This window comes from Novosphingobium sp. (assembly GCF_027489515.1).
Classification (GTDB): domain Bacteria; phylum Pseudomonadota; class Alphaproteobacteria; order Sphingomonadales; family Sphingomonadaceae; genus Novosphingobium.
Window position 1 is genome coordinate 1 of record NZ_JAIXZS010000059.1, and the last position, 20,453, is coordinate 20,453.

20 protein-coding genes and 1 tRNA gene are annotated in these 20,453 nt (G+C 67.4%); 11 read left to right on the forward strand and 10 right to left on the reverse strand.

Features of this window, described 5'->3' with window-relative positions; genetic code table 11:
- Positions 1–33: 33 nt before the first annotated feature.
- The 10 genes from ftsZ (at position 34) to Q0082_RS10420 (ending at position 11,177) form a co-directional block, all read left to right on the forward strand.
- Complete coding sequence (ftsZ, locus tag Q0082_RS10375) at positions 34–1,521, forward strand: cell division protein FtsZ (RefSeq protein WP_298192223.1); 1,488 nt, start codon at positions 34–36, stop codon at positions 1,519–1,521.
- A 143-nt stretch (positions 1,522–1,664) separates the two neighbouring features.
- Positions 1,665–4,079, forward strand: coding sequence for an SPOR domain-containing protein (locus Q0082_RS10380; RefSeq protein ID WP_298192224.1), 2,415 nt, complete (start codon positions 1,665–1,667; stop codon positions 4,077–4,079).
- Between the two features lie 157 nt (positions 4,080–4,236).
- Complete coding sequence (locus Q0082_RS10385; RefSeq protein WP_298192225.1) at positions 4,237–4,740, forward strand: YbjN domain-containing protein; 504 nt, start codon at positions 4,237–4,239, stop codon at positions 4,738–4,740.
- An 84-nt stretch (positions 4,741–4,824) separates the two neighbouring features.
- The gene (gene proC / locus Q0082_RS10390) at positions 4,825–5,628 is read left to right on the forward strand and encodes a pyrroline-5-carboxylate reductase (RefSeq protein WP_298192227.1); all 804 of its coding nucleotides are present in this window, start codon (positions 4,825–4,827) and stop codon (positions 5,626–5,628) included.
- 144 nt (positions 5,629–5,772) lie between these two features.
- Positions 5,773–6,516, forward strand: coding sequence for a Bax inhibitor-1/YccA family protein (locus Q0082_RS10395; RefSeq protein WP_298192228.1), 744 nt, complete (start codon positions 5,773–5,775; stop codon positions 6,514–6,516).
- A gap of 119 nt (positions 6,517–6,635) precedes the next feature.
- Positions 6,636–7,433 carry a hypothetical protein gene (locus Q0082_RS10400; protein ID WP_298192229.1) on the forward strand — a complete coding sequence of 266 codons (798 nt, stop codon included), beginning with the start codon at positions 6,636–6,638 and terminating at the stop codon, positions 7,431–7,433.
- Positions 7,434–7,653: 220 nt separating this feature from the next.
- Positions 7,654–7,729: transfer RNA gene (locus Q0082_RS10405), tRNA-Ala, on the forward strand.
- A gap of 195 nt (positions 7,730–7,924) precedes the next feature.
- Positions 7,925–8,980, forward strand: a complete 1,056-nt coding sequence (gene obgE, locus Q0082_RS10410) for a GTPase ObgE (protein WP_298192231.1) — start codon at positions 7,925–7,927, stop codon at positions 8,978–8,980.
- Between the two features lie 134 nt (positions 8,981–9,114).
- The gene (gene proB / locus Q0082_RS10415) at positions 9,115–10,248 is read left to right on the forward strand and encodes a glutamate 5-kinase (RefSeq protein WP_298192232.1); all 1,134 of its coding nucleotides are present in this window, start codon (positions 9,115–9,117) and stop codon (positions 10,246–10,248) included.
- Positions 10,245–11,177 (forward strand): NAD-dependent epimerase/dehydratase family protein, encoded by a 933-nt coding sequence (locus Q0082_RS10420; RefSeq protein ID WP_298192233.1) that lies wholly within the window; start codon positions 10,245–10,247, stop codon positions 11,175–11,177. Before proB ends, Q0082_RS10420 begins: the two co-directional genes overlap by 4 nt.
- Here the strand turns inward: Q0082_RS10420 and Q0082_RS10425 are convergent.
- From Q0082_RS10425 to cobA, 7 genes are all read right to left on the reverse strand, one after another.
- Positions 11,170–12,525 (reverse strand): AarF/ABC1/UbiB kinase family protein, encoded by a 1,356-nt coding sequence (locus Q0082_RS10425; RefSeq protein ID WP_298192235.1) that lies wholly within the window; start codon positions 12,523–12,525, stop codon positions 11,170–11,172. The genes Q0082_RS10420 and Q0082_RS10425 overlap by 8 nt on opposite strands.
- The gene (locus Q0082_RS10430; RefSeq protein WP_298192237.1) at positions 12,522–12,872 is read right to left on the reverse strand and encodes a thiol-disulfide oxidoreductase DCC family protein; all 351 of its coding nucleotides are present in this window, start codon (positions 12,870–12,872) and stop codon (positions 12,522–12,524) included. The genes Q0082_RS10425 and Q0082_RS10430 overlap by 4 nt, the downstream gene beginning before the upstream one ends.
- Before the next feature lie 61 nt (positions 12,873–12,933).
- Entirely contained in the window at positions 12,934–13,740 is an 807-nt protein-coding gene (locus Q0082_RS10435) for a phosphoadenylyl-sulfate reductase (protein WP_298192239.1), read from the reverse strand.
- Positions 13,730–14,161 carry a DUF934 domain-containing protein gene (locus tag Q0082_RS10440; protein ID WP_298192241.1) on the reverse strand — a complete coding sequence of 144 codons (432 nt, stop codon included), beginning with the start codon at positions 14,159–14,161 and terminating at the stop codon, positions 13,730–13,732. The genes Q0082_RS10435 and Q0082_RS10440 overlap by 11 nt, the downstream gene beginning before the upstream one ends.
- Positions 14,154–15,788 carry a nitrite/sulfite reductase gene (locus tag Q0082_RS10445; RefSeq protein ID WP_298192244.1) on the reverse strand — a complete coding sequence of 545 codons (1,635 nt, stop codon included), beginning with the start codon at positions 15,786–15,788 and terminating at the stop codon, positions 14,154–14,156. The genes Q0082_RS10440 and Q0082_RS10445 overlap by 8 nt, the downstream gene beginning before the upstream one ends.
- A 2-nt stretch (positions 15,789–15,790) precedes the next feature.
- On the reverse strand, positions 15,791–16,087 hold the full coding sequence (locus Q0082_RS10450) for a DUF2849 domain-containing protein (protein WP_298192245.1): 297 nt from the start codon (positions 16,085–16,087) through the stop codon (positions 15,791–15,793).
- Positions 16,084–16,854 (reverse strand): uroporphyrinogen-III C-methyltransferase, encoded by a 771-nt coding sequence (cobA, locus tag Q0082_RS10455; RefSeq protein ID WP_298192246.1) that lies wholly within the window; start codon positions 16,852–16,854, stop codon positions 16,084–16,086. Before cobA ends, Q0082_RS10450 begins: the two co-directional genes overlap by 4 nt.
- 156 nt (positions 16,855–17,010) lie before the next feature.
- Between cobA and Q0082_RS10460 the strand changes: the two genes are divergently transcribed.
- Entirely contained in the window at positions 17,011–17,475 is a 465-nt protein-coding gene (locus Q0082_RS10460) for a DUF3237 domain-containing protein (protein WP_298192248.1), read from the forward strand.
- A gap of 72 nt (positions 17,476–17,547) precedes the next feature.
- On the opposite strand, the gene Q0082_RS10465 is transcribed toward Q0082_RS10460, so the two are convergent.
- The 3 genes from Q0082_RS10465 to metC form a co-directional block, all read right to left on the reverse strand.
- The gene (locus Q0082_RS10465) at positions 17,548–18,024 is read right to left on the reverse strand and encodes a hypothetical protein (RefSeq protein ID WP_298192250.1); all 477 of its coding nucleotides are present in this window, start codon (positions 18,022–18,024) and stop codon (positions 17,548–17,550) included.
- Between the two features lie 115 nt (positions 18,025–18,139).
- On the reverse strand, positions 18,140–19,066 hold the full coding sequence (locus Q0082_RS10470) for a mechanosensitive ion channel domain-containing protein (RefSeq protein WP_298192251.1): 927 nt from the start codon (positions 19,064–19,066) through the stop codon (positions 18,140–18,142).
- The gene (gene metC / locus Q0082_RS10475; protein ID WP_298192253.1) at positions 19,063–20,292 is read right to left on the reverse strand and encodes a cystathionine beta-lyase; all 1,230 of its coding nucleotides are present in this window, start codon (positions 20,290–20,292) and stop codon (positions 19,063–19,065) included. Before metC ends, Q0082_RS10470 begins: the two co-directional genes overlap by 4 nt.
- Positions 20,293–20,453 lie beyond the last annotated feature (161 nt).

Here is a 20,453-nt window from a genome sequence, read left to right on the forward strand (position 1 = left end):
CCGGCCCCCCGCAGACCCGCACGGGAGAGCGCTATGAGCATCAACATCGGACCGCCGGCCATCGACGAACTGCGGCCGCGCATCACCGTCATCGGCGTGGGCGGGGCGGGCGGCAACGCTATCGCCAACATGATCAACGCGAAGATCGAGGGCGTCGACTTCGTCGTCGTCAACACCGACGCGCAGGCGCTCAACAATTCGATCGCGGACAACCGCATCCAGCTCGGGCCTGACATGACGCAGGGCCTCGGCGCCGGCGCCCGTCCCGAGGTCGGCCGCGCCGCTGCGGAAGAAACGATCGAGGACATCGAGCGCGCGCTCGAAGGCGTCCATATGTGCTTCATCGCCGCGGGCATGGGCGGCGGCACCGGCACCGGCGCTGCGCCGGTCATCGCCGAGGCTGCCCGCCGCAAGGGTGTGCTCACCGTGGGCGTCGTTACCAAGCCGTTCCTGTTCGAAGGCACGCGCCGCATGCGCGCAGCCGAAAGCGGCATTGCCGAGCTGCAGAAGCACGTCGATACGCTGATTGTCATTCCGAACCAGAACCTGTTCCTGGTCGCCAAGGCGGAAACCACGTTCAAGGAAGCGTTCCAGCTGGCTGACGAAGTGCTCCAGCAGGGCGTGCGTTCGATCACCGATCTCATGGTCATGCCCGGCCTCATCAACCTCGATTTCGCCGACGTTCGCTCGGTCATGGGTGAAATGGGCAAGGCGATGATGGGCACCGGCGAAGGCGAAGGCCCCAACCGCGCGCTCGAAGCCGCAGAACGTGCGATTGCCAACCCGCTGCTCGATGGCGTCTCGATGCAGGGCGCCAAGGGCGTGATCATCTCGATCATCGGCGGCGACGACATGAAGCTGCTCGAAGTCGATGAGGCCGCGAACCACATCCGCGAACTGGTCGATCCCAACGCGAACATCATCTGGGGCTCGGCGTTCAACCCGAACCTCGATGGCAAGATCCGCGTCTCGGTGGTCGCCACCGGCATCGAGCAGACGAACGAAATGGCCGAATCCGCCGCACGTCCGGCAATGACCGGCGGCTTGCGTGGCCCAGCGTTCCCGGGCGGCCTTGCCCGTTCGGCACCGCCCGAGCCGGCACCCGCGCCGGCTGCGGAAGAGCCGCAGCCCTTCGCTCCTCCCCCGAGCTTCGCAGCGCCCGAATCCGCCGCAAGCGAAGCGGCCGAACCCGAAGCTGCCGCGCCGGCCGAAGAGCCGCTCGACCTCACGCTCGATCTCTCCGATGCGCAGGACGCTGCACCGCCGGCTGCCGAACCCGGTGAGCTCGAGCTTGGTCTGGGCGATGCCGAGCCGATCCCGCCGCGCTTCGGCCGCGCGCAACCCGGTCCGGGTGCCGACGCCTCGGGCGATGCGCCGCGCAGCGCGCCGGGCAGCACCTTGTTCGAACGCATGGCAAATCTCTCGCGCGGCGGTGGCCGCGTGGGCGAGGAGGATGCCGAGGGCGAGGATAGCAGCGCGCTCAATATTCCGCGCTTCCTCGGCCGTCAGAACAACCAGTAATTCGGCACGGTCCGGCGCAAGGGTGCTGGACGTGCGGCGCGGACCGGGCAGGGGCTCTCGGTGCGCGCCGCAACCCATCGTCCAGACCGATGGTGTGCCGGGCCGTTTTGCGTCTTCACTTCTGCCGCGATAAGGTCGGCCCCATGATCCGCCGTTTTCTTCGTTCCGGGCTCCGGCACCGCATCGCCACCGGCCTGCTCGCGGGGAGCGCGCTTGTGCTCGCCGCGCCCGCCATGGCGGCGCAGCAGGCGGGGCCAGTGGATGATGATTCCGCCGAGCCTGTCGCCACCACCTCCGTGCCCGTGGTCCAGTCGATCGCGCCGAGCCCGACTCGGCTGCTCAATGCCGCATTGGCGAGGCTTGCGCGCGATCCGCGCGATATCAGCGCTCTGCTCGATGCCGGCGGCGCTGCGCTCGATCTGGGCGATACCGATGCGGCGATCGGCTTTCTCACCCGTGCCGAGCAGGTCGCCCCGGGCACCGCCGGGGTCCGCGCGCGGATGGGGATCGCGATGCTGCGCGCGAACCAGCCGTTCGAGGCGATCCGCTGGTTCGACCTTGCCGATCAGGCCGGCTTCAACCGGGTCGAAATGGCCACGGAGCGCGGCCTCGCCTACGATCTCATTGGCGATAATGCCGCCGCGCAGCGCCAGTACCAGCTTGCGCTCACCGCCGGGCAGAACGACGAGGCAAGCCGCCGATATGCGCTCAGCCTCGTCATCGCTGGGGACCGGCGCGGCGCAGAGCTCGTGATCCAGCCGTTGCTTGAGCGGCGCGATCGCGGGGCGTGGCGCGTGCGTGCCTTCATCATGGCGATTTCCGGACAGAGCGACGAGGCCGAGGGCATTGCCCGAGCGACGATGCCCGCCGATCTCGCCGCCGCGATTTCGCCCTATCTGCGCTACATGCCGCGCCTCACGGCAGCGCAGCAGGCTGCCGCTGCCAATCTCGGACGTTTCCCGCGTGCGGCCGATATCGGACGCGACGATCCGCAGATCGTCCAGTACGCGCTGGCGCATCCGCGCGCGCCGCGGGTCGATGCGGCGCTTGTCCCGCAAGGCGAGGCGCTCGGCGCGCGGGGACGTGACGATCGCTCGAAGCGCCGCCGTCCGGGCAAGGACGAGAAGCGCGATACCGCTCTGGCCGCCGCTGCTCCCGCTGGATCTGCAGCTCAGGCACCCGCCGGCAAGCCCGCGGTCAGCGCACCCTGGGGCCTTCAGCCAGGTACGCGGACTGCGGCTGCGGCGCCGCAGCAGGCGCTGCCCGCGCCGCAGTTCCAAAGCCTTTCGCAGCCGACCCCGTCGCCGACTGTGCCGCCAGCGCCGACACCCGCGCGGCCGCCGGTGCTGTCGAAGCTCGATGTGCCGCCGGGGACCCCGCTGGCTCCGCCGCCCACCCCGCAGCCGCGCGCTGTCGCGCCCACCCCGATCCCTGCGCCCCCGCCGACGCAGCCAGTCGCCGTACCGCCAGTTCCGAAGCCTGCCGTGGTAACGCCAGTCCCCGCGCCGGTTCAGATCGCGGCGGCGACACCTCCCGCCGCCACGCCGGCTCCTGCCCCCGCACCTGATTCAGCCGCGGCACCTTCTGCAGCGGTCCTTGGGACACCAACCGTAACCGGACCGCAGCTCGCGCTTGCTTCGCCCGCACCCACGGCAGCCGGCTCGCCCGCTGCGACGACGGCGCCGGCTTCACAGCAGCCCGCGCCAGTTCCGGCCCCGGCCACAGCAACGCCGCCACCGCCGCCACCTCCGCCGCCAGCCACGACGGCGACCCCGCCGGCCGCCAGTGCGCCGGCTGACTTCCGCAGCGCATTCGATGGCTTCAAGCCGCCCGAGCAGGAAACCGGCGCGACCAAGGAAGCTGTCGACCTCGCGCGGATCGAGGCCCTGCGCGAATCGGCCAAGGCGGCAGCGGCCAAGGGCAAGAGCAAGGACCGCACCGCTACCAAGGATCGCGGCGAACGCCCCGATGGCCCGACCGCCGTCTCGCGCACCAGCGATCAGGATGCGGCGGAGCCCGCCGTCACCCGCGGTAGCAAGGAAAAGCCGGCGGAGAAGGACGCCAAGGCCAAGCTCGCCAAGGACAAGCTCGCGCTCGATACCGATTGCCTCAACCCGACCGACAAGGGCAAGTCCGGCAAGTCCGCCGGTCGGGGCAAGGCCGCGCCGGCAAAGGGCAAGGCGACCTCGAAATCCGGCGCGAAGTCCGCAAAGGGCAAGGGCGCGGCGGAAGCCCAGTGCCCGCCCGAAAATGGCAAGAAGGCGAAGGGCAAGGCCGAGCCTCAGCACGCCAGCCGCATCTGGGTTCAGGTGCTGACCGGCTCGAACCGCGCGGCCATGAGCAAGGAGTGGCAGCGCCTTGCCAGCACGGCCGCCGCGCTCAGGGGGCGCAAGCCTTCGATCACCCCCTGGCGCAGCAATTATCGTTTGCTGACAGGGCCTTTCGCCAGCGATGCCGAAGCGCAGGCGTTCGTCGAAAAGCTGCGCGGGCAGGGCGTCAGCAGCTACCAGTGGACCAGCCCGGCGGGCCAGGAGGTGGATGGCCTGGGCGTGAAGTAGGTCCTGTGGAGCGGCGGCGGCCTCCCACCGCTTCTCCACAGCTTATGAACAGACTAGTCGAGTTTTGCCCAGCCCTGCACGGGGTCCCGATTGCCGCCAAGTGCCCTCTCCGCGATGGCACGCAAGAGCCCAGTCCGGGCTGTCCAAGGAACACGTGATGCGCACCGGCCATGAAGACAGCGAACGCGACGATGCGGCGCCGGTCGATATGCTGGCCTCGCTGTTCGAGGCGCGGGGCTGGCCCTGCGAATTCGTTTCCGAGGACGAGATCCACGGTGAGATTCAGGGCAGCTGGGCCAGCTACCAGCTCCGTTGCATCTGGCGCAGCGAGGACCATGTCCTCCAGATCCTCTGCCTGCCCGATATCCGCGTGCCCGATGACAAGCGCGGACCGATGTTCGAAATCATGGCGCTCATCAATGAGCAGGTCTGGCTCGGCCACTTCGATATCTGGTCGAACGGCTCGGTCCTGCTCTACCGCCACGGCCTGATGCTGGGCGACGACGGCCTCCTCAGTCTCGTTCAGGCGCAGACTGCAATCGAAGCCGCGGTCGATGAATGCGATCGGTTCTATCCGGCCTTCCAGTTCCTCCTCTGGGGCGACAAGGCCCCCGCTGACGCCCTCGCCAGCGCCCTGATCGACGCTGCGGGCGAGGCCTGATCAAACAAGGCTCTTGATCCCCCCTCCCGCTTGCGGGAGGGGTCGGGGGTGGCCCCTTCTCCCTTGCGGCCCCGGAGACCCGACGTGACCTTCTCCCTCATCCAGTTCGGCTGCGGCAACATGGGCGGCGCCATGCTGACCGGCTGGCTCGCTGCCGGGTTCGATCCCGCGGCCTTCACCGTTGTCGATCCCATGCTGGCCGAAGCCCCCGCCGGCGTGCGACTGCTGCGCGAGGCACCTGCCGAAGCCTTACCGGCCGATGTCGTCCTGCTCGGTTTCAAGCCGCAGCAGTTTGGCGCTTCTGCCCCCGCCATTTCGCCACATGTGGGGGAGGGTACACTGCTGCTTTCCATCCTCGCCGGGGTGGATGTCGCGACTTTGCGCGCCGCCTTTCCGCAGGCCGCGGGGATCGTCCGCGTGATGCCCAATCTCGCCGCCGCGATCGGCAAATCTCCCATCGCACTTTACGGTGATGCGCCGGGTGCTTTGGGAGAGCGGACTGAGGCGCTGATGGCCCCGCTCGGCCCCGCCGAATGGCTGGCCGAGGAAAGCGCGATGGACATCGTCACCGCGCTCGCCGGCTCGGGTCCGGCCTTCGTCTACCGCTTCATCGATGCCCTGGCCGAAGGCGCGGCCGCGCTTGGCCTGCCGCGCAGCCAGGCCGACCGGCTTGCGCTCGCCATGGTCGAAGGCGCCGCCGCGCTCGCCGCCTCCGCCTCCGCCGCGCCCGGCGAGCTCGCCCGCCGCGTGGCGAGCCCCGGCGGCACCACCGAAGCAGGTTTGAAGGTACTCGATGCCGACCAGCGCCTCGCTGCCCTGGTTACCGACACCTTGCGCGCCGCGCGCGACCGGAGCGCCGAACTCACGCAGGCGGCGCGCCTCGGATAGTGCCGAATACAGGGCTGGGGCAAAACCGGAACTTATTACGCTTTGACACACTCTGTTATGGCCCTCCTGCTTGAAAAGGCTTTGGTTTGGGGCGATATTGGCAGCAGTCGGTCCATCCCGGGCCGAAACGGAGTTTGGTACGTCATGGCAAACTGGAATGACCCCCAGCCCTCGGGCTGGAGCCCGGCAGGCTTCGGCGCTGCGGCGGGTCTCGCCGGGCGCGGCGCCGCGTATGATGCGGGTCTGCGCCGCTACATGCTGTCGATCTACAACTACATGGCCTCGGGCGTTCTGCTCTCGGGCGTGGTCGCGCTGCTGTTCGCAACGTCCGGCATGGCCGAGGCGGTGTTCGGCACCCCCCTGCGCTGGCTCGTCGCGCTCGCCCCGCTTGCCATCGTCATGGTGATGAGCTTCGGTGCGAACCGTATCTCGACAACGACGATGCAGGCGCTGTTCTGGGCCTTCAGCGTGCTGATGGGCATCTCGCTCTCGGCGATCTTCGCGGTTTACACCGGCCCTTCGATCGCGGCGACGTTCTTCGCGACCGCGGGCGCCTTCGCCGGTCTCAGCCTTTATGGCTACACCACCACGAAGAGCCTGTCGGGCTTCGGCACGTTCCTGATCATGGGCCTCGTCGGCATCCTGATCGCGAGCCTGATCAACGTGTTCCTGCAGTCGGCGGGCCTGGCCTGGGGCATCAGCTTCCTTGGCGTCCTGATCTTCGCAGGCCTCACCGCCTACGATACGCAGAAGCTCAAGCTGATGTACGATCAGGTCGCGGGCACCGAATTCGCGGGCAAGATGATCGTTCTCGGCGCGCTCACGCTCTACCTCGATTTCGTCAACATGTTCACGTTCCTGCTGCAGTTCATGGGCGATCGCCGCTGATCTGAAGCAAGATTGAAGCACATTACCGTGCCCGGCGGGCCATCCGGCTCGCCGGGCATTTTCTTTGCCCGGCACGCGGGGTAAGGCGCTGCCTAATGACCTTGGGGGGACCCACTCGCATGCCACGTTTCTCGCGCCCTGCGGCGCCAGCTTTCCAGCGTATCGCCCGCTTCCTGCCAGCCGCCGTGCTCGCGGCCGCATTGGCCAGCTGCGCCGCGCCCGCGCCGCCGCCACCCCCGCCGCCGCCGCCGCCGCCGCCCAAGCCCTATATCCCGCCGCCGCCCAAGCCGATGCCGCCTGCCGGCGCGAGCGACAACCTCACTATTCCTCCGCTCGATGCCAGCGGCCTGCGCCAGTCGGTCAACCGCAATATCTCGCCCACACAGATGCTGTGGAACCTGCGCTCGGCCTTCAACGTCGCCGCACTGAATTGCAGCGACCCGAAGCACGCCGAGATCCTGCCGCGCTACAGGGCGTTCCTGAAGAACTATGACAAGACGCTGCTCGCCGCGAACCGCAAGGTCGATGCCGAGTTCAAGGCCCGCTACGGCGCGAAGTTCACTGCCCCGCGCGAGGCTTACATGACTTCGGTCTACAACCATTTCGCGCTGCCGCCGGCGATGAACGAGTTCTGCACCGCCACGCTTGCCGTCACCGGCGATCTCGCCGCGCTCACGCCGGCGGCTCCGGCGCCAGCGCCGGCAAGGAAGGGCAAGGCCAAGGTTGCCGCACCGAAGCCGATCACCCTCAAGCCCGCCGAGCTCGAGGCCTTCGCGGTGCGCAGCCTGCCCAACATCGAGGTGGTCTACGACGATTTCTACCGGCGCTATGAGAAGTACCGGCTCGATCTCGCCGAATGGAACGCCAAGTACGGCCCGCCTTCCGCCACGGCGACAGCCGCGAGCGGGACGCCCTGAGGGGTTTGGTCTAACCGAGACTCGTCACCCGCGAGGCGCGCAGCGACGAAGCAATCCAGAGCTTCATGCACAACCGCTCTGGATTGCTTCGCTGCGCTCGCAATGACGAGGGTGGGAGAGCTTTACCATTTTGCACTTGGCAAGCGCGGCCCCGCTGGGCTAAGGGCCGCGCTCCCGGCAGGGCAGCGTTCGCGTTGCCATGTCGGAGGATACTGGGAACGGGGCCGTAGCTCAGCTGGGAGAGCGCGTCGTTCGCAATGACGAGGTCAGGGGTTCGATCCCCCTCGGCTCCACCAGTATGCTGTAAATTGGCCCTGAACGGCCTGCGAACGGCACCTTTCTGCGCTTCCGGTGCTCACGACCTGATTGGTCGCTGCGCGCCGGTTCTCGAAAGGCACCATTCTCGGCTCGTCCAGAGCCAATTTCCAACATACTGGCCTTGCCCGCCCACCCTGCGCGACAATTTTCGCGTTTTCCGTTAGAACCAATCCATGCATTTTCTCGACCAGGCCAAGATTTTCATCCGCTCCGGCGCGGGCGGGCCCGGTGCGGTCAGCTTCCGGCGCGAGAAGTATGTCGAATATGGCGGCCCCGATGGCGGCAATGGCGGCAAGGGCGGAGACATCATTTTCGAGGCGATCAGTGGGCTCAACACCCTGATCGACTTTCGTTACACTCAGCACTTCAAGGCCCCGCGCGGCGGCGGCGGTGCGGGCAAGAACCGCACCGGTGCGGGGGGCGATGATCTCGTGATCAAGGTCCCCGTCGGCACCCAGGTGATCGACGAGGACGGCGAGACGGTGCTCCTCGATCTCACCGAGCCGGGGATGCGCGTCACTCTCCTGCGCGGCGGCGATGGCGGGCGCGGCAACCTCTCTTACAAGACCTCGACCAACCGTGCTCCGCGCAATGTCGGGCCGGGCTGGCCGGGCCAGGAAATGTACGTCTGGCTGCGCTTGAAGTTGCTGGCGGATGCAGGGCTCGTCGGTCTGCCCAATGCGGGCAAGTCCACCTTCATCAACCAGATTACCAACACCAAAGCCAAAGTAGGTGACTACGCCTTCACCACCTTGCGCCCGCAACTCGGCGTCGTGCGCCACAAGAACCGCGAATTCGTGCTGGCGGATATTCCCGGCCTCATCGCCGGCGCCGCCGAAGGCGCCGGGGTGGGCGACCGCTTCCTCGGCCATATCGAACGCTGCCGCGTGCTCATCCACCTCATCGACATCAACGGCACCGATCCCGCCGAAGCGCTGCGCATCGTCGAGGAAGAACTCGAAGCCTATGGCGGCGGCCTCGAAGACAAGCCACGCCTCATCGCGCTCAACAAGATCGACACGGTCGACGCAGAGCTTGTCAGCGCCTTCCGGGCCGAGCTTCGCGCAGCAGGGGCAAGGCGCGTGTTTCCGATCTCGGGCGCAACAGGCAAGGGCATGAACGCGCTGCTCGACGCCGTCCTCGACCACCTCCCCGCCGCCACCGCGACCGAACGTCCCGAAGGCGAGGTTGAGGACGCCGAAGACCAGAAGCCCTGGTCGCCGATCTGAGCTGATCCTTTGCCGGGTCACCCCAACTTCGTGATTGCTTTGCTGCGCTCGCAATGACGAATGGATCGGCGCGCAGGCCGCTCCCCACCCAACCCCTTCCCGCGCCGCTGCATTTCCCCTAAGCGGCGGCCACCATGTCGATTGAGACCCTTTCCCAGCTGACCGATGCCGTTGCCGCCCCGCGCCTTGTCATCAAGGTCGGCTCGGCGCTGCTCGTCGGCAAGGATGGCGCGCCGCGCCGGGCCTGGCTCACCCTGTTGGTTGCGGAAATCGCCGCCGCGCGCGCGCGGGGGCAGGACGTCATCGTCGTATCCTCCGGTGCGATTGCCCTTGGCGCGCGCAAGCTCGGCCTGGCGCGGGGTGGGCGGGGGAGCCTCGCCGATGCGCAGGCCGCCGCCGCCGTCGGTCAGATCGCGCTCGCCGGGCTCTGGGCGGAACTGCTGGCGGCGCATGGCCTGATTGCGGCGCAAGTGCTGCTCACGCTCGAAGACCTCGAGGAACGTCGCCGCTATCTCAACGTCACCGCCACGCTCGGCACGCTGCTGGCCTCGGGCGCAGTGCCGGTGATCAACGAGAACGACACCGTCGCCACAGAGGAAATCCGCTTCGGCGACAATGACCGCCTTGCCGCCCGCGTGGGCCAGGCGGCGGGCGCCAGCGCCGTCCTCCTGCTCTCCGATATCGACGGGCTCTATGATCGCGATCCCCGCCTTGAAGGCGCGGTGCGCGTGCCCGTGGTACGCGGCGTCACGCCCGAAATCCACGCCATGGCGACGGGGGGCTCCTCCTCCGGCCTCGGCTCGGGCGGAATGACATCCAAGCTGCAGGCTGCCGAGATCGCGGGCCTTGCCGGCATTGCGCTCGCAATCATCGATGGCCGGCCCGATAGCCCCATCGCCGCAGCCTTGGCCGAGGAACGCGGCACGCTGTTCTGCTCACCCGGAAAGGCCCGCGCGCGCAAGGCCTGGCTCGGCGGCAAGTTGCGCATGAAGGGCGCGGTCACCGTCGATGCCGGTGCCGCCGCCGCACTCGCGCGCGGCTCCAGCCTGCTCGCCGCCGGGGTCACCGCAGTGGAAGGCACTTTCCTGCGCGGCGATGCGATTGCCGTCCACGGTCCTGATGGCACGGTCCTCGCGCGCGGCCTCAGCGAATACGACGCGGCCGAATGCACCGCGCTGATGGGCCATCCTTCCGCCGAGCACGAAGCGCTGCTCGGCTATGCCCCGCGCTCGGCGTTGATCCACCGCGATCAGCTGGTGATGCTGTGAACGCAGCGGGAGGCGATCTCGTCGCCGTCACCGGCGCGACCGGCTTTGTCGGACAGGCCGTGCTCATGGCGGCGGGCCGGCACAAGCTTGACGTGCGCGCGCTCACCCGCCGCAAGCAGCGCCTGCGCGGCGGGGTCGAATGGATCGATGGCGATCTTGCCAGCAAGGACGCGCTCGAGCGCCTGATGGAGGGTGCCAGCGCGGTCATCCACATCGCGGGTGTCGTCAATGCCCCCGATGCAGCCGGGTTCGAGGAAGGCAACGTGCAGGGCACCTTGCGCGTGATCGAGGCGGCGCACGAAATGGGCGTCGGCCGCCTGATCCACGTCTCCTCGCTCGCCGCGCGCGAACCGCAGCTCTCGCTCTACGGCGCCTCCAAGCTACGCGGTGAGAAGCTCGTCCGTGCCTCCGGGCTCGATTGGACGGTGGTGCGCCCCCCCGCCGTGTTCGGTCCGCGCGATACCGAAATGCTCGAGCTGTTCCGCCTCGCCCGGCGCGGCTTTGTGCCGCTGCCCCCGCCGGGCCGGCTTTCGGTGATCCACGTCGCCGATCTGGCCGAACTGCTCCTCGCGCTGCTCCCCAGCAGCGAGGAAAGCACGCACCAGATCTTCGAGCCCGACGATGGCGAACCCGGCGGCTGGAGCCATATCCAGTTGGCCCACGCCATCGGGGCAGCCGTGCGGGAGAGGCCCATCCGCCCGCTCTCGCTTTCGCCGCGCCTCGTCGAACTCGCCGCGCGCGCCGACCGCCTGTTGCGCGGCAAGAAGGCCAAACTCACGCCTGACCGCGCGCGCTACATCTGTCATCCCGATTGGACCGTGGGGGAGGGCGCCCAGCCGCCTCGCAGCCTCTGGCACCCGCGTATCGACACGCGCGAGGGGCTTCATGCCACCGCCGCGTGGTACCGCGAGGCCGGCTGGCTCAGATAGCCGCTTCTGCCGGTTCGACCTGCCTCACCTCGCGCCCCGCGAGGCGCGCGGCCACCATTGCCTGCAGCGGCAGCCGTGCTTTCATCCGCACGGCGAGCAGCGCAGTCCCGCTCACCTTGCGCTGGACAAACAGCGTATCCATCGGCGGCAGGTGCCAGGTATCGCGGTCCTGCGCCACCGGCTCGCCGAAATCGCGCAAACGCGCCACAAAGCTGCGGTCGGCAAAGTCGAAGATCTCGGCCTTGTTGACGTGCTCGAGGATCACTCCGATCACGCCTTCAAAGGCCGCACCATGCCGCGCCATCTGCTCTTCGGAAGCAAAGCCCACCTCGCAGATGCGCCGCTTGAGCTCTGCCGGATCGCCGTCGAGCCCGGCCTGCATCATCCGCCGGTAGGCTGTCTGGGTTTCCTCGGGCACGCCGCGCGCCGCGCCGAAATCGAGCAGCACCACGCGGCCGGTTTCGGGCTGCCAGCGGTAATTGGCAAAGTTGGGGTCGGTCTGCATGAAGCCGAATTCGAACAGCTCGCGCAGCACCAGATCGAGCATCGCGCCCATCACCCGGTCGCGCACGTCCTGCGGCGCATCGGCCAGCGTATCGATGGGCTTTGCGGCGATGAAGTCCATCGTCAGCACGCCCGGCCCAGTCAGTTCATCGACTGGCGCGGGCACCACAAACTGTGCCTCGCCTGCCAGCATCGCGCCATAGCGGCGCATCTGCTCGGCCTCGCGCAGATAGTCCGCTTCCTCATGCAGCTGGCGCTTCGCCTCGGCCAGCAGCGGCGTGATATCGAGCGACTTGGGCAGCAGTCCCGAAACGCGCAGCAGCGTGGCCACATTGTCGATATCGGCATCGATGCTCGCGGCAATGCCGGGGTACTGCACCTTCACCGCCACCGTGCGCCCGTCGTGCATCACCGCGCGGTGGACCTGCCCGATCGAGGCCGCGGCAATCGGAGTCGCCTCGAAGCGCGCAAAACGGCGGCGCCAGTCCGGCCCCCACGCGGCGGCAAGCACGGTCTGCAGCTGCTTGGGCGGCATGAAGTGTGCTGCATCGCGCAGCTTGGCGAGTATCGCCGTCAGCTCCTGCGGCAGGAGGTCCCCCGCATCGAGCGAGATCATCTGCCCGAGCTTCATCGCCGCGCCGCGCAGCCGCGAAAGCTGCTCTGTCACGCGCGTGGCATTGGCGGGGGTGAGGAGCAGGTCCGCCATCTGCGGCCGTTCGCCGCGCGCCAGCCGCTTTGCGCCCTCGGCAATCACACCGCCGGCGACCCCGCCTGCCAGCTGGCCGAACGCGGAGAAGCGCGAAAGGCGGCTGGTGGGAACCTTGCGATACCTGTCGTCGCTCAACGCATCATCCTTTGCAGAGCAGGGCGAACCCGGAGGAAGCGAACATAGGCCCATTCGAGCCCGCTAAGCACTAGCGGATTGCGCGCCAGCAGGCCCAGCGGACGCAGCAGCGGGATCGCGCGCCACATTGCCGCAAACGCCGCCGCACCATCGAGCAGCACGCCATCCTCGCGCGCATGGAGCCGCGCCAGCAGCAGCGTCCGGTCGCGCGGGCAGGTGGCCCCATCCTCGCTCAAGTCGACAAATTCGATCCGCCGCGCCCGGTCCAGTCGCCGCATCAGTGCAATCTCGCGCGTGCAAAGCGGGCAGGCGCCGTCATACCAGATTGTGAGCGGGGCAATGGGCATGACACGCGCCTAGGCCCTGGGGCGAGGGCACGGCAAGGTGCTCAATGGTGAGACAAAAGCCTCAGAACGCCGGATCGTATCCCGGCGGCAGCTCGCCGTCCGTCGCGCTGCTGTCTGGCGAACCCGGCACGTGGATGCCGCATTCCACTTTGTCCCAGCCCTTCCAGCGGCCCGAACGAGGGTCTTCGCCGGGCGCGACCTTGCTGGTGCAGGGGGCGCAGCCGATCGAGGGGTAGCCCTGCGCGACCAGCGGATGGCGCGGCAGATCGTGCGCGACCATGTAGGCCTCGAGGTCCTCGGAGGTCCACGAGGCGAGCGGATTGAACTTCAAGCGTCCTTCAGCATCGGTGCGGTCGATCTCGAAGCGCGGCAAGCCGCTGCGCGTGGCGGACTGGAAGCCCTTGCGCCCGCTGATCGAGGCATCGAACGAAAGGAGCGCGCGCGCCAGCGGCTGCACCTTGCGGATGTCGCAGCAGCCATCCGGGTCCCACGACCAGCGTAGGCCGTTCTCGTCCTTCTTCGCGACAAGCTCCATGTCCGGCTCGACGATCAGGAGGTTCGTCAGCCCCAGATGCGCGACCAGCTCATCGCGGTAAGCGATCGTTTCCGGGAAATGCTTGTGCGTCTCCAGGAAGATCACCGGAATGCTCTTGTCCACCTGCGCGATCAGATGCAGCAGCACCGCGCTTTCGGCGCCGAAGCTGGAGACGACCGCCATCTCGCCGATCAGCTTGTCCTTCAGGACGCTGCGCAGCATCTCCGGCGTATCGGTACCGCGGAACAGGTTGTTCAGCCGGATCGCGTCACTTTCAGTGAAGCGCGGGCCGGTTGCCAGCCGATCGATCTGGCGGGCCTGGTTAGAGGCCATGGCGCTTGGCCCAGATGGGCGAGCGGCCGTCCACCGTCTTCTGATAGACATCGGGCCAGGTCGCAAAGGCCTGCTGCGCCGCTTCCGCCGCAATCGGCTTGGCAGGGGCAAAGCCGTCAAACCCGCAGCGCTTCATGTGGCTCAGCTGATCGAGCAGCACATCACCCACGGCGCGCAGTTCGCCCTTGAAGCCCGCCTCGCGCAGGATGCGTGCCGAGGAATAGCCGCGCCCGTCGGTATAGGCGGGGAAGCTCACCTCGACGAGCGCAAGGCGTGCCAGATGCGGCAGCAGCGCGCGGGCATCCTCGCCCGGCTCGATGCGCACGGCGGCTGCGTTGTCCGACGCCAGAAAATCCGCCAGCGAAAGCACGGGCGCGCCGGTCGCTGCGTCAACACGCAGGCGCAAAAGAGACTCAGCCATAGATCGCCTCCTTGAACGGCGCGGCGCCGATGCGGCGGTAAGTATCGATGAAGCGCTCGCCCTCGGCGCGCGCCTTCAGGTACACGTCGGTCGCGGTCTCGATCGCATCGACGATCCCGTCCTCGCTGAAGCCGGGGCCGATGATCTGCGCGAGCGAGGTATCCGCAGCTTCCGAGCCGCCGAAGAGCAGCTGGTAGTTTTCGGTGCCCTTCTTGTCGACGCCGAGAATGCCGATGTGGCCCGCATGGTGGTGCCCGCAGGCATTGATGCAGCCCGAGATCTTGAGTTTCAGCTCGCCCAGCGTCTGCTGCCGCTCGGGCGAAGCAAACCGCGCCGAAATCTTCTGCGCCAGCGGGATCGAGCGCGCATTGGCAAGGCTGCAATAATCGAGCCCCGGGCAAGCGATGATATCGCCGATGAGGTCGAGGTTCGCGGTCGCAAGGCCAGCCGCATCAAGCTTCTGCCACAGCGCGTAGAGGTCGCTCTGCTTCACATGCGGCAGCACGATGTTCTGCGTGTGCGTCACGCGCAGCTCGTCGAGGCTGTAGGCCTCGGCAAGGTCGGCCATCAGGCGGATCTGGTCCGCGCTGGCGTCACCCGGAATCCCGCCTGCCGGCTTGAGGCTGATGACGACCGCCTTGTAGCCCGGCTGCTTGTGCGCGGCGGTGTTCTGGTCCGCCCACACGGCGAAATCGGGATCGCTGCGGTCATAGCCATCGGCAAGGCCGCTCTCCAGACCCGGCTCGGCAAAGAACGCGGCAATCCGCTCGAACTCGGCCAGCGGCGGCTCCAGCCCCAGGGTGAGGATATGCGCGAACTCTTCCTCCACCTGCCGGCGGTATTCGTCCGCACCGATCTCGTGGACGAGGATCTTGATCCGCGCCTTGTACTTGTTGTCGCGCCGGCCGTAGCGGTTGTAAACGCGCAGGCAGGCCTCGGCGTAGCTCACCATCTGCAGCGCGGGCACGAATTCGCGGATCACCGGGGCGATCATCGGGGTTCGGCCCATGCCGCCGCCGACATAGAAGCGCGCGCCGATCTCGCCGGCTTCGTTCGTCACGATCTGGATGCCGATATCGTGCAGCCGCATCGCCGCGCGGTCCGTATCGCTCGCGATCACCGCGATCTTGAACTTGCGCGGCAGGTAGTCGAACTCCGGATGGAAGCTCGACCACTGGCGCAGCAGCTCGGCATAAGGGCGCGGATCGACCAGCTCTTCCGCCGCCGCCCCGGCAAAGTGGTCCGAACTGATGTTGCGGATGCAGTTGCCGCTGGTCTGGATGGCATGCATCTCGACGGTCGCCAGATCGGCCAGGATCTGCGGCGCATCTTCCAGCTTGATCCAGTTGTACTGGATGTTCTGGCGCGTGGTGAAGTGGCCATAGCCGCGGTCATACTTGTCGGCGATATCGCCCAGCATCCGCATCTGGCGGCCATTCAGCGTGCCATAGGGGATCGCCACGCGCAGCATGTAGGCGTGGAGCTGGAGATAGAGCCCGTTCTTCAGCCGCAGCGGCTTGAACTGGTCCTCGGTGATCTCACCCGCCATGCGCCGCGCCACTTGCCCGCGGAATTCCTCCACACGGGCATCGACCATCGCCTGATCATATTCGTCGTACTGGTACATGTTCAGATCACCTGCTTCGCGGCGTCGGGATCGCCGGGGCGGAGGGAAAGGTCGAGCCGTACCGTGGGGCCAAGCGCCCGGATGCGGTCCTTGATATGCGCGGGGCGGACGCCTTCGGCGGTCTTGGTCGCGGCAATCGCATAGCTTGCGTTCACGCGCTGCGCGGCTTCCTCGGCGGCGAGGATCGCTGCGTCCTGATCGCCCACGTCCACCGCATCGTTCACATCGCGCGACCAGCCCTTGCCGTCCCACCAGACGACATCGCCGCTCGCCAGATCATTCCCCGTCAAAATCTTCACGCAGCGGTCTCCGCTATCTTCTGCAATTCAAGGTGGCGCTCGCGCGCGGTCACTTCGCCGATCACGATGAGGGCAGGGCTCTTCACCTTCTCCTCAGCGACCAGCGCGCCAAGCCCGGCGAGCGCCCCGCGCAGCACGCGCATCTGGGGCCGCGCCGCGTTCTCGATAATCGCCACCGGCATGTCGGGCGCGAGGCCGTCGGCCATCAGCTTCTCGGCTATCGCATCGCTCGTCGCGACGCCCATGTAGATCACCAGCGTGCGGCCAACACCGGCCAACCCCGCCCAGTTCTGATCGGCCAGACCCTTGCACTGCCCGGCCACGAAGCTGACAATCGAAGCATTCTCGCGGTGCGTCAGCGGAATCTGCGCCGCCGCTGCCGCGCCCATCGCCGCGCTCACGCCCGGCACGACCTGAACCGGAACCCCGGCATCATAGCAGGCCTCCGCCTCTTCGCCGCCGCGCCCGAACACGAACGGATCGCCGCCCTTCAGCCTGATGACGTCGTGCCCCGCCAGCGCCTCGCGCACGAGGAGCGCGTTGATATCGTCCTGCTGCATGGTGTGCCGAGCGCGCTGCTTGGCCACCGAAACCAGCCGCGCGCCCTCGGGGATCAGCGCCATGATGGCGGGATCGACCAGCCCGTCATGCACGACCAATTCAGCCGCAGACAGCAGCCGCGCCGCGCGCAGGGTCAGCAGGTCCGGATCACCCGGGCCAGCGCCCACGAGGTAGACGGTTCCGATTCTGTGGGGCGCATTGCTCATGGGGGCCAGATGGCCCTCCGCCCCTGCAATCGCCAGCGAGGAAACCTAGGGGGGCAGCTAGGTAAGCTTTAGCGCGCGGCCCTCGGCCAAGATGTCTTGTGTTCGCAGCCCGCGCGGGTCTTAATGCGCGCAAACCGCAAGAGGGGGAGAAGCCGAATGGAACTGGTGCACGAGTTCACCTTCAGAGCCGGTCTGAAGCCGCCGCTTCCCATCGGCGCAGGCCCCATCGGCACGCGGATGTATTACGAGATCGACGGCGGCGAAGTGGCGGGCGATCGCCTGAACGGCACGATCCGCGGCGGCGGCGAGTGGGCGCTGATCGGGCCCGACGGCTTCCTCAGGGTCGACGTCCGCGCACAAGTCGAAACCCACGACGGGGCCTTTATCTACGTCCAGTATCTCGGCCTGCTCGAAATGAATGCCGCCGTCATGGGCGCTATCGAAAACGGCACCGGCACCGAGTTCGCCGATCAGTACTTCTGCACCAATCCGCGGATGGAAACCGGCGACCCGCGCTATAACTGGGTCAACACGACCTTCTTCGTCGGCGAAGGCCGCGTTCTCCCCGGCCTCGGCATCGAATACCGCGTCTACCGCCCGGCAAGAGGTCCTGCGGGCTGACGCAACCCCGTTTCACCCAGATCAGCATTGCCCACGCCGTCCCCGACCTCGGCGGGCGGGGTAGTTGCGCGCTCACTCCGGATAATCGGAAACCACGACATCCCAGTGATCTTCGAGCAGCGAGAACCGCTTTGCTTCCTCTTCATCCAGTAAAGCGGCGTCCTTGAACAACCGTTTGCGCGCCTCTGCCCAGCGGGTCTCCCACGCCGGATCATTGATCGCTGCCGCGCCGTCGCGGTAGGTGATCGTCACGCGCACGTCCCAACGCGGACCACCGGCGATATGCGTGAACGGATACTCGGTCTTCATGGCAAGGATGAAGCCTTCCTTGCGCATCTCTTCAAGCAGCGGCTTGTGGTTCTTCTCGTAGAGCGCAACGAAGTCCTTCAGCGAACCCCATCTCACCCGGTAATAGGATTCGATCTTCGCCGGAACATCCTTGGGGCGCGGCGCAGATGAGGGCAGGCTTTGCGCAAGAACCGGAGAGGTCGTCAGAACCCCTAGACCGGCGGCCGCGCACACGAGCACAAGCTTGATGGAAGCTTTCACGAGACCTCGCACATTCTGACCAAAGGACGGTCCGGCGTTCCGGCAGCCTGATCAATCTGGAACAGGTGCGAAAGCAGTCAACGATTTTCTCGGTCAGCCAAGGCCCATCAGCGTGTTACTTTGGTGCCTCACGCCCCAAGGCCTCCGCCAGCACTCGCAGCCCGTCCGAATCCCGCAGCGTCACGTCCGACTGCGGCAGCGGGATGCTCACCCCGCTGTCCTTCAGCGCATGCCATGCTGCCTTGAGCACATCCGAGCGCACGTTGCCCACGCCGTTTTCCGGGTCGTTGATCGAGACATAGATGAGCAGCTGGATCGCGCTCGGCCCGAACGCATCGAGCAGGATCGACGGCTCCGGGTCCTTGAGCACGCGCGGCACGGTCATCACCGCTTCCAGCAGCAGCTTCTCCGCGAGATCGAGGTCGCTTTCATAGGCGATCCCGATGGGAATGGTGATCCCGACCAGCCGCGAGGAATAGGACCAGTTCTCGACCTGCGTGGTCATCAGGATTTCGTTCGGAATCAGGATCTCGCGGTTGTCGCGCGTCGTCACCGAAACCGCGCGCACGCCGATCCGGCTCACCTCGCCGAAGGTGCTGCCCTTGGTGTCGGTCACCGCGATCACGTCGCCCGGCTTGATCGAGCGGTCCATCAGGAGGATCACGCCCGCGATCAGGTTGCCGAAGGTCTTCTGCAGGCCAAAGCCGACCGCGAGGCCAAAGGCGCCCGAAAACACCGTGAGCGTGGTGAGGTTGATCCCCACCGCATCGATGCCGACGAGCACCGCGATCGTCCACACCGTGACGGTCATCAGCTTCTCGCCAAGCGCGCGCTGCGTCCCGTCGAGGCCGCGCATGCTGCGCACCGCGCGCCGTCCGATCCGCCCGACCACCCGCCCGAACACGATCACGAGGATGACGACAACGATCATCCACATCGCGTTGAACAGCGAGATATGCGTGCGGCCGACATCGAAGCCGACGTCGTCAAGCGAGCGCGCCCACTGTGCGACACTGCGCTGCAGCTTGGTCCACTCGCTCATGCCGCCGCGCTCCATACGCCAAGCGCCTGCTCCAGATCGGCGATCAGGTCCGCCGTATCCTCGAGGCCGATCGAAAGCCGCACCCCGAAGCGGTCGTCGTCCGCCAGCCCCGGCAGCGGCCAGGGGCTCGCGGTGCGGATCGGCGCGGGATCGACCGGGGTGGCAAGGCTTTCGAACCCGCCCCAAGAATAGCCGATGCCGAACAGCGTGAGCGCGTCAATCAGTGCGTCGCGCGCGGCCGACGTGCCGCCTTTCAGCACGAAGCTGAACAGCCCGCAGCCGCCGGAAAAATCGCGCTTCCACAGATCATGTCCCGGCGATCCCGGCAGCATCGGGCAGAGCACTTTTGCCACTTCCGGCCGCCCTTCGAGCCACTCGGCAATCGCCAGCGCCGAGGCGGTTTCCTGCGCGAGCCTGAGGCCCATGGTCCTGAGGCCGCGCAGCATCAGCGCGGCATCGTCGGGCGAGACGACATTGCCCAGCCCCTGCGCGCGGATGCGCAGCTTGCGATACCACTGCGGCCCCGCGCTGGCCGAACCCATCATCGCATCGGAATGCCCGCCAACATGCTTGGTCAGGCTCATGATCGCAATGTCCGCCCCGCGCTCCAGCGCCGGAAAGCCCAGCGGCGAGGCCCACGTATTGTCGAGCACCACGGTCAGCTCATGCGCCTTGGCGATCGCGGAGAGGCCCGGCACATCGCATACCTCGATCGTCAGGCTGCCTGGCACTTCCAGCAGCACCGCCTTGGTCCGTTCGCAGATCGCCGCCTCGAACGCCGCCGGATCGCTCGCATCGAACCACCGCGTCTCGATCCCGAAGTCCTTGAGCAGCCCGCGACCCATCGCGCGGCTCGGCTCGTAGGCATTGTCGATCATCAGCAGTACATCACCCGGCCGCAGCACCGTGAGCAGCGCGCCCATGATCGCCGCGACGCCCGAAGGGTAGAGCACCGTGCCCTCGGCCCCCGGCTCCAGCGCGGTCAGCGCGCCGGAGAGCGCCCACTGCGTCGGCGCGCCGCGCCGGCCGTAATAGAACTTGCCGTCCTCGTTGGCAGGATGCGCGCGCAGGGCCGCCATATCGGGATAGAGGTGCGTGCTTGCCCGGTAGACCGGCGGATTGACCACTGCACCGGGATGCTCCGCCGTGCCGGTCCATTCGGCGCGCCGGCCTGCGCCCACAAGCCGCGTGCCGGTGCCGAGGTGTTCGCTGTCATGTTCCGCCATAGGGAAGTGTTAGGCGCATTTCGCGGGGAAGGGAATCGCGAGAAAGCCCCTCCCCGCTCGGGGAGGGGTTGGGGAGGGGTAACCGAGCTCGCCATTCAATCGCCGCGCACCCCCACCCAGCCTCCCCCGAACGGGGGAGGGGCAAGCGCCTGCAAACCGAA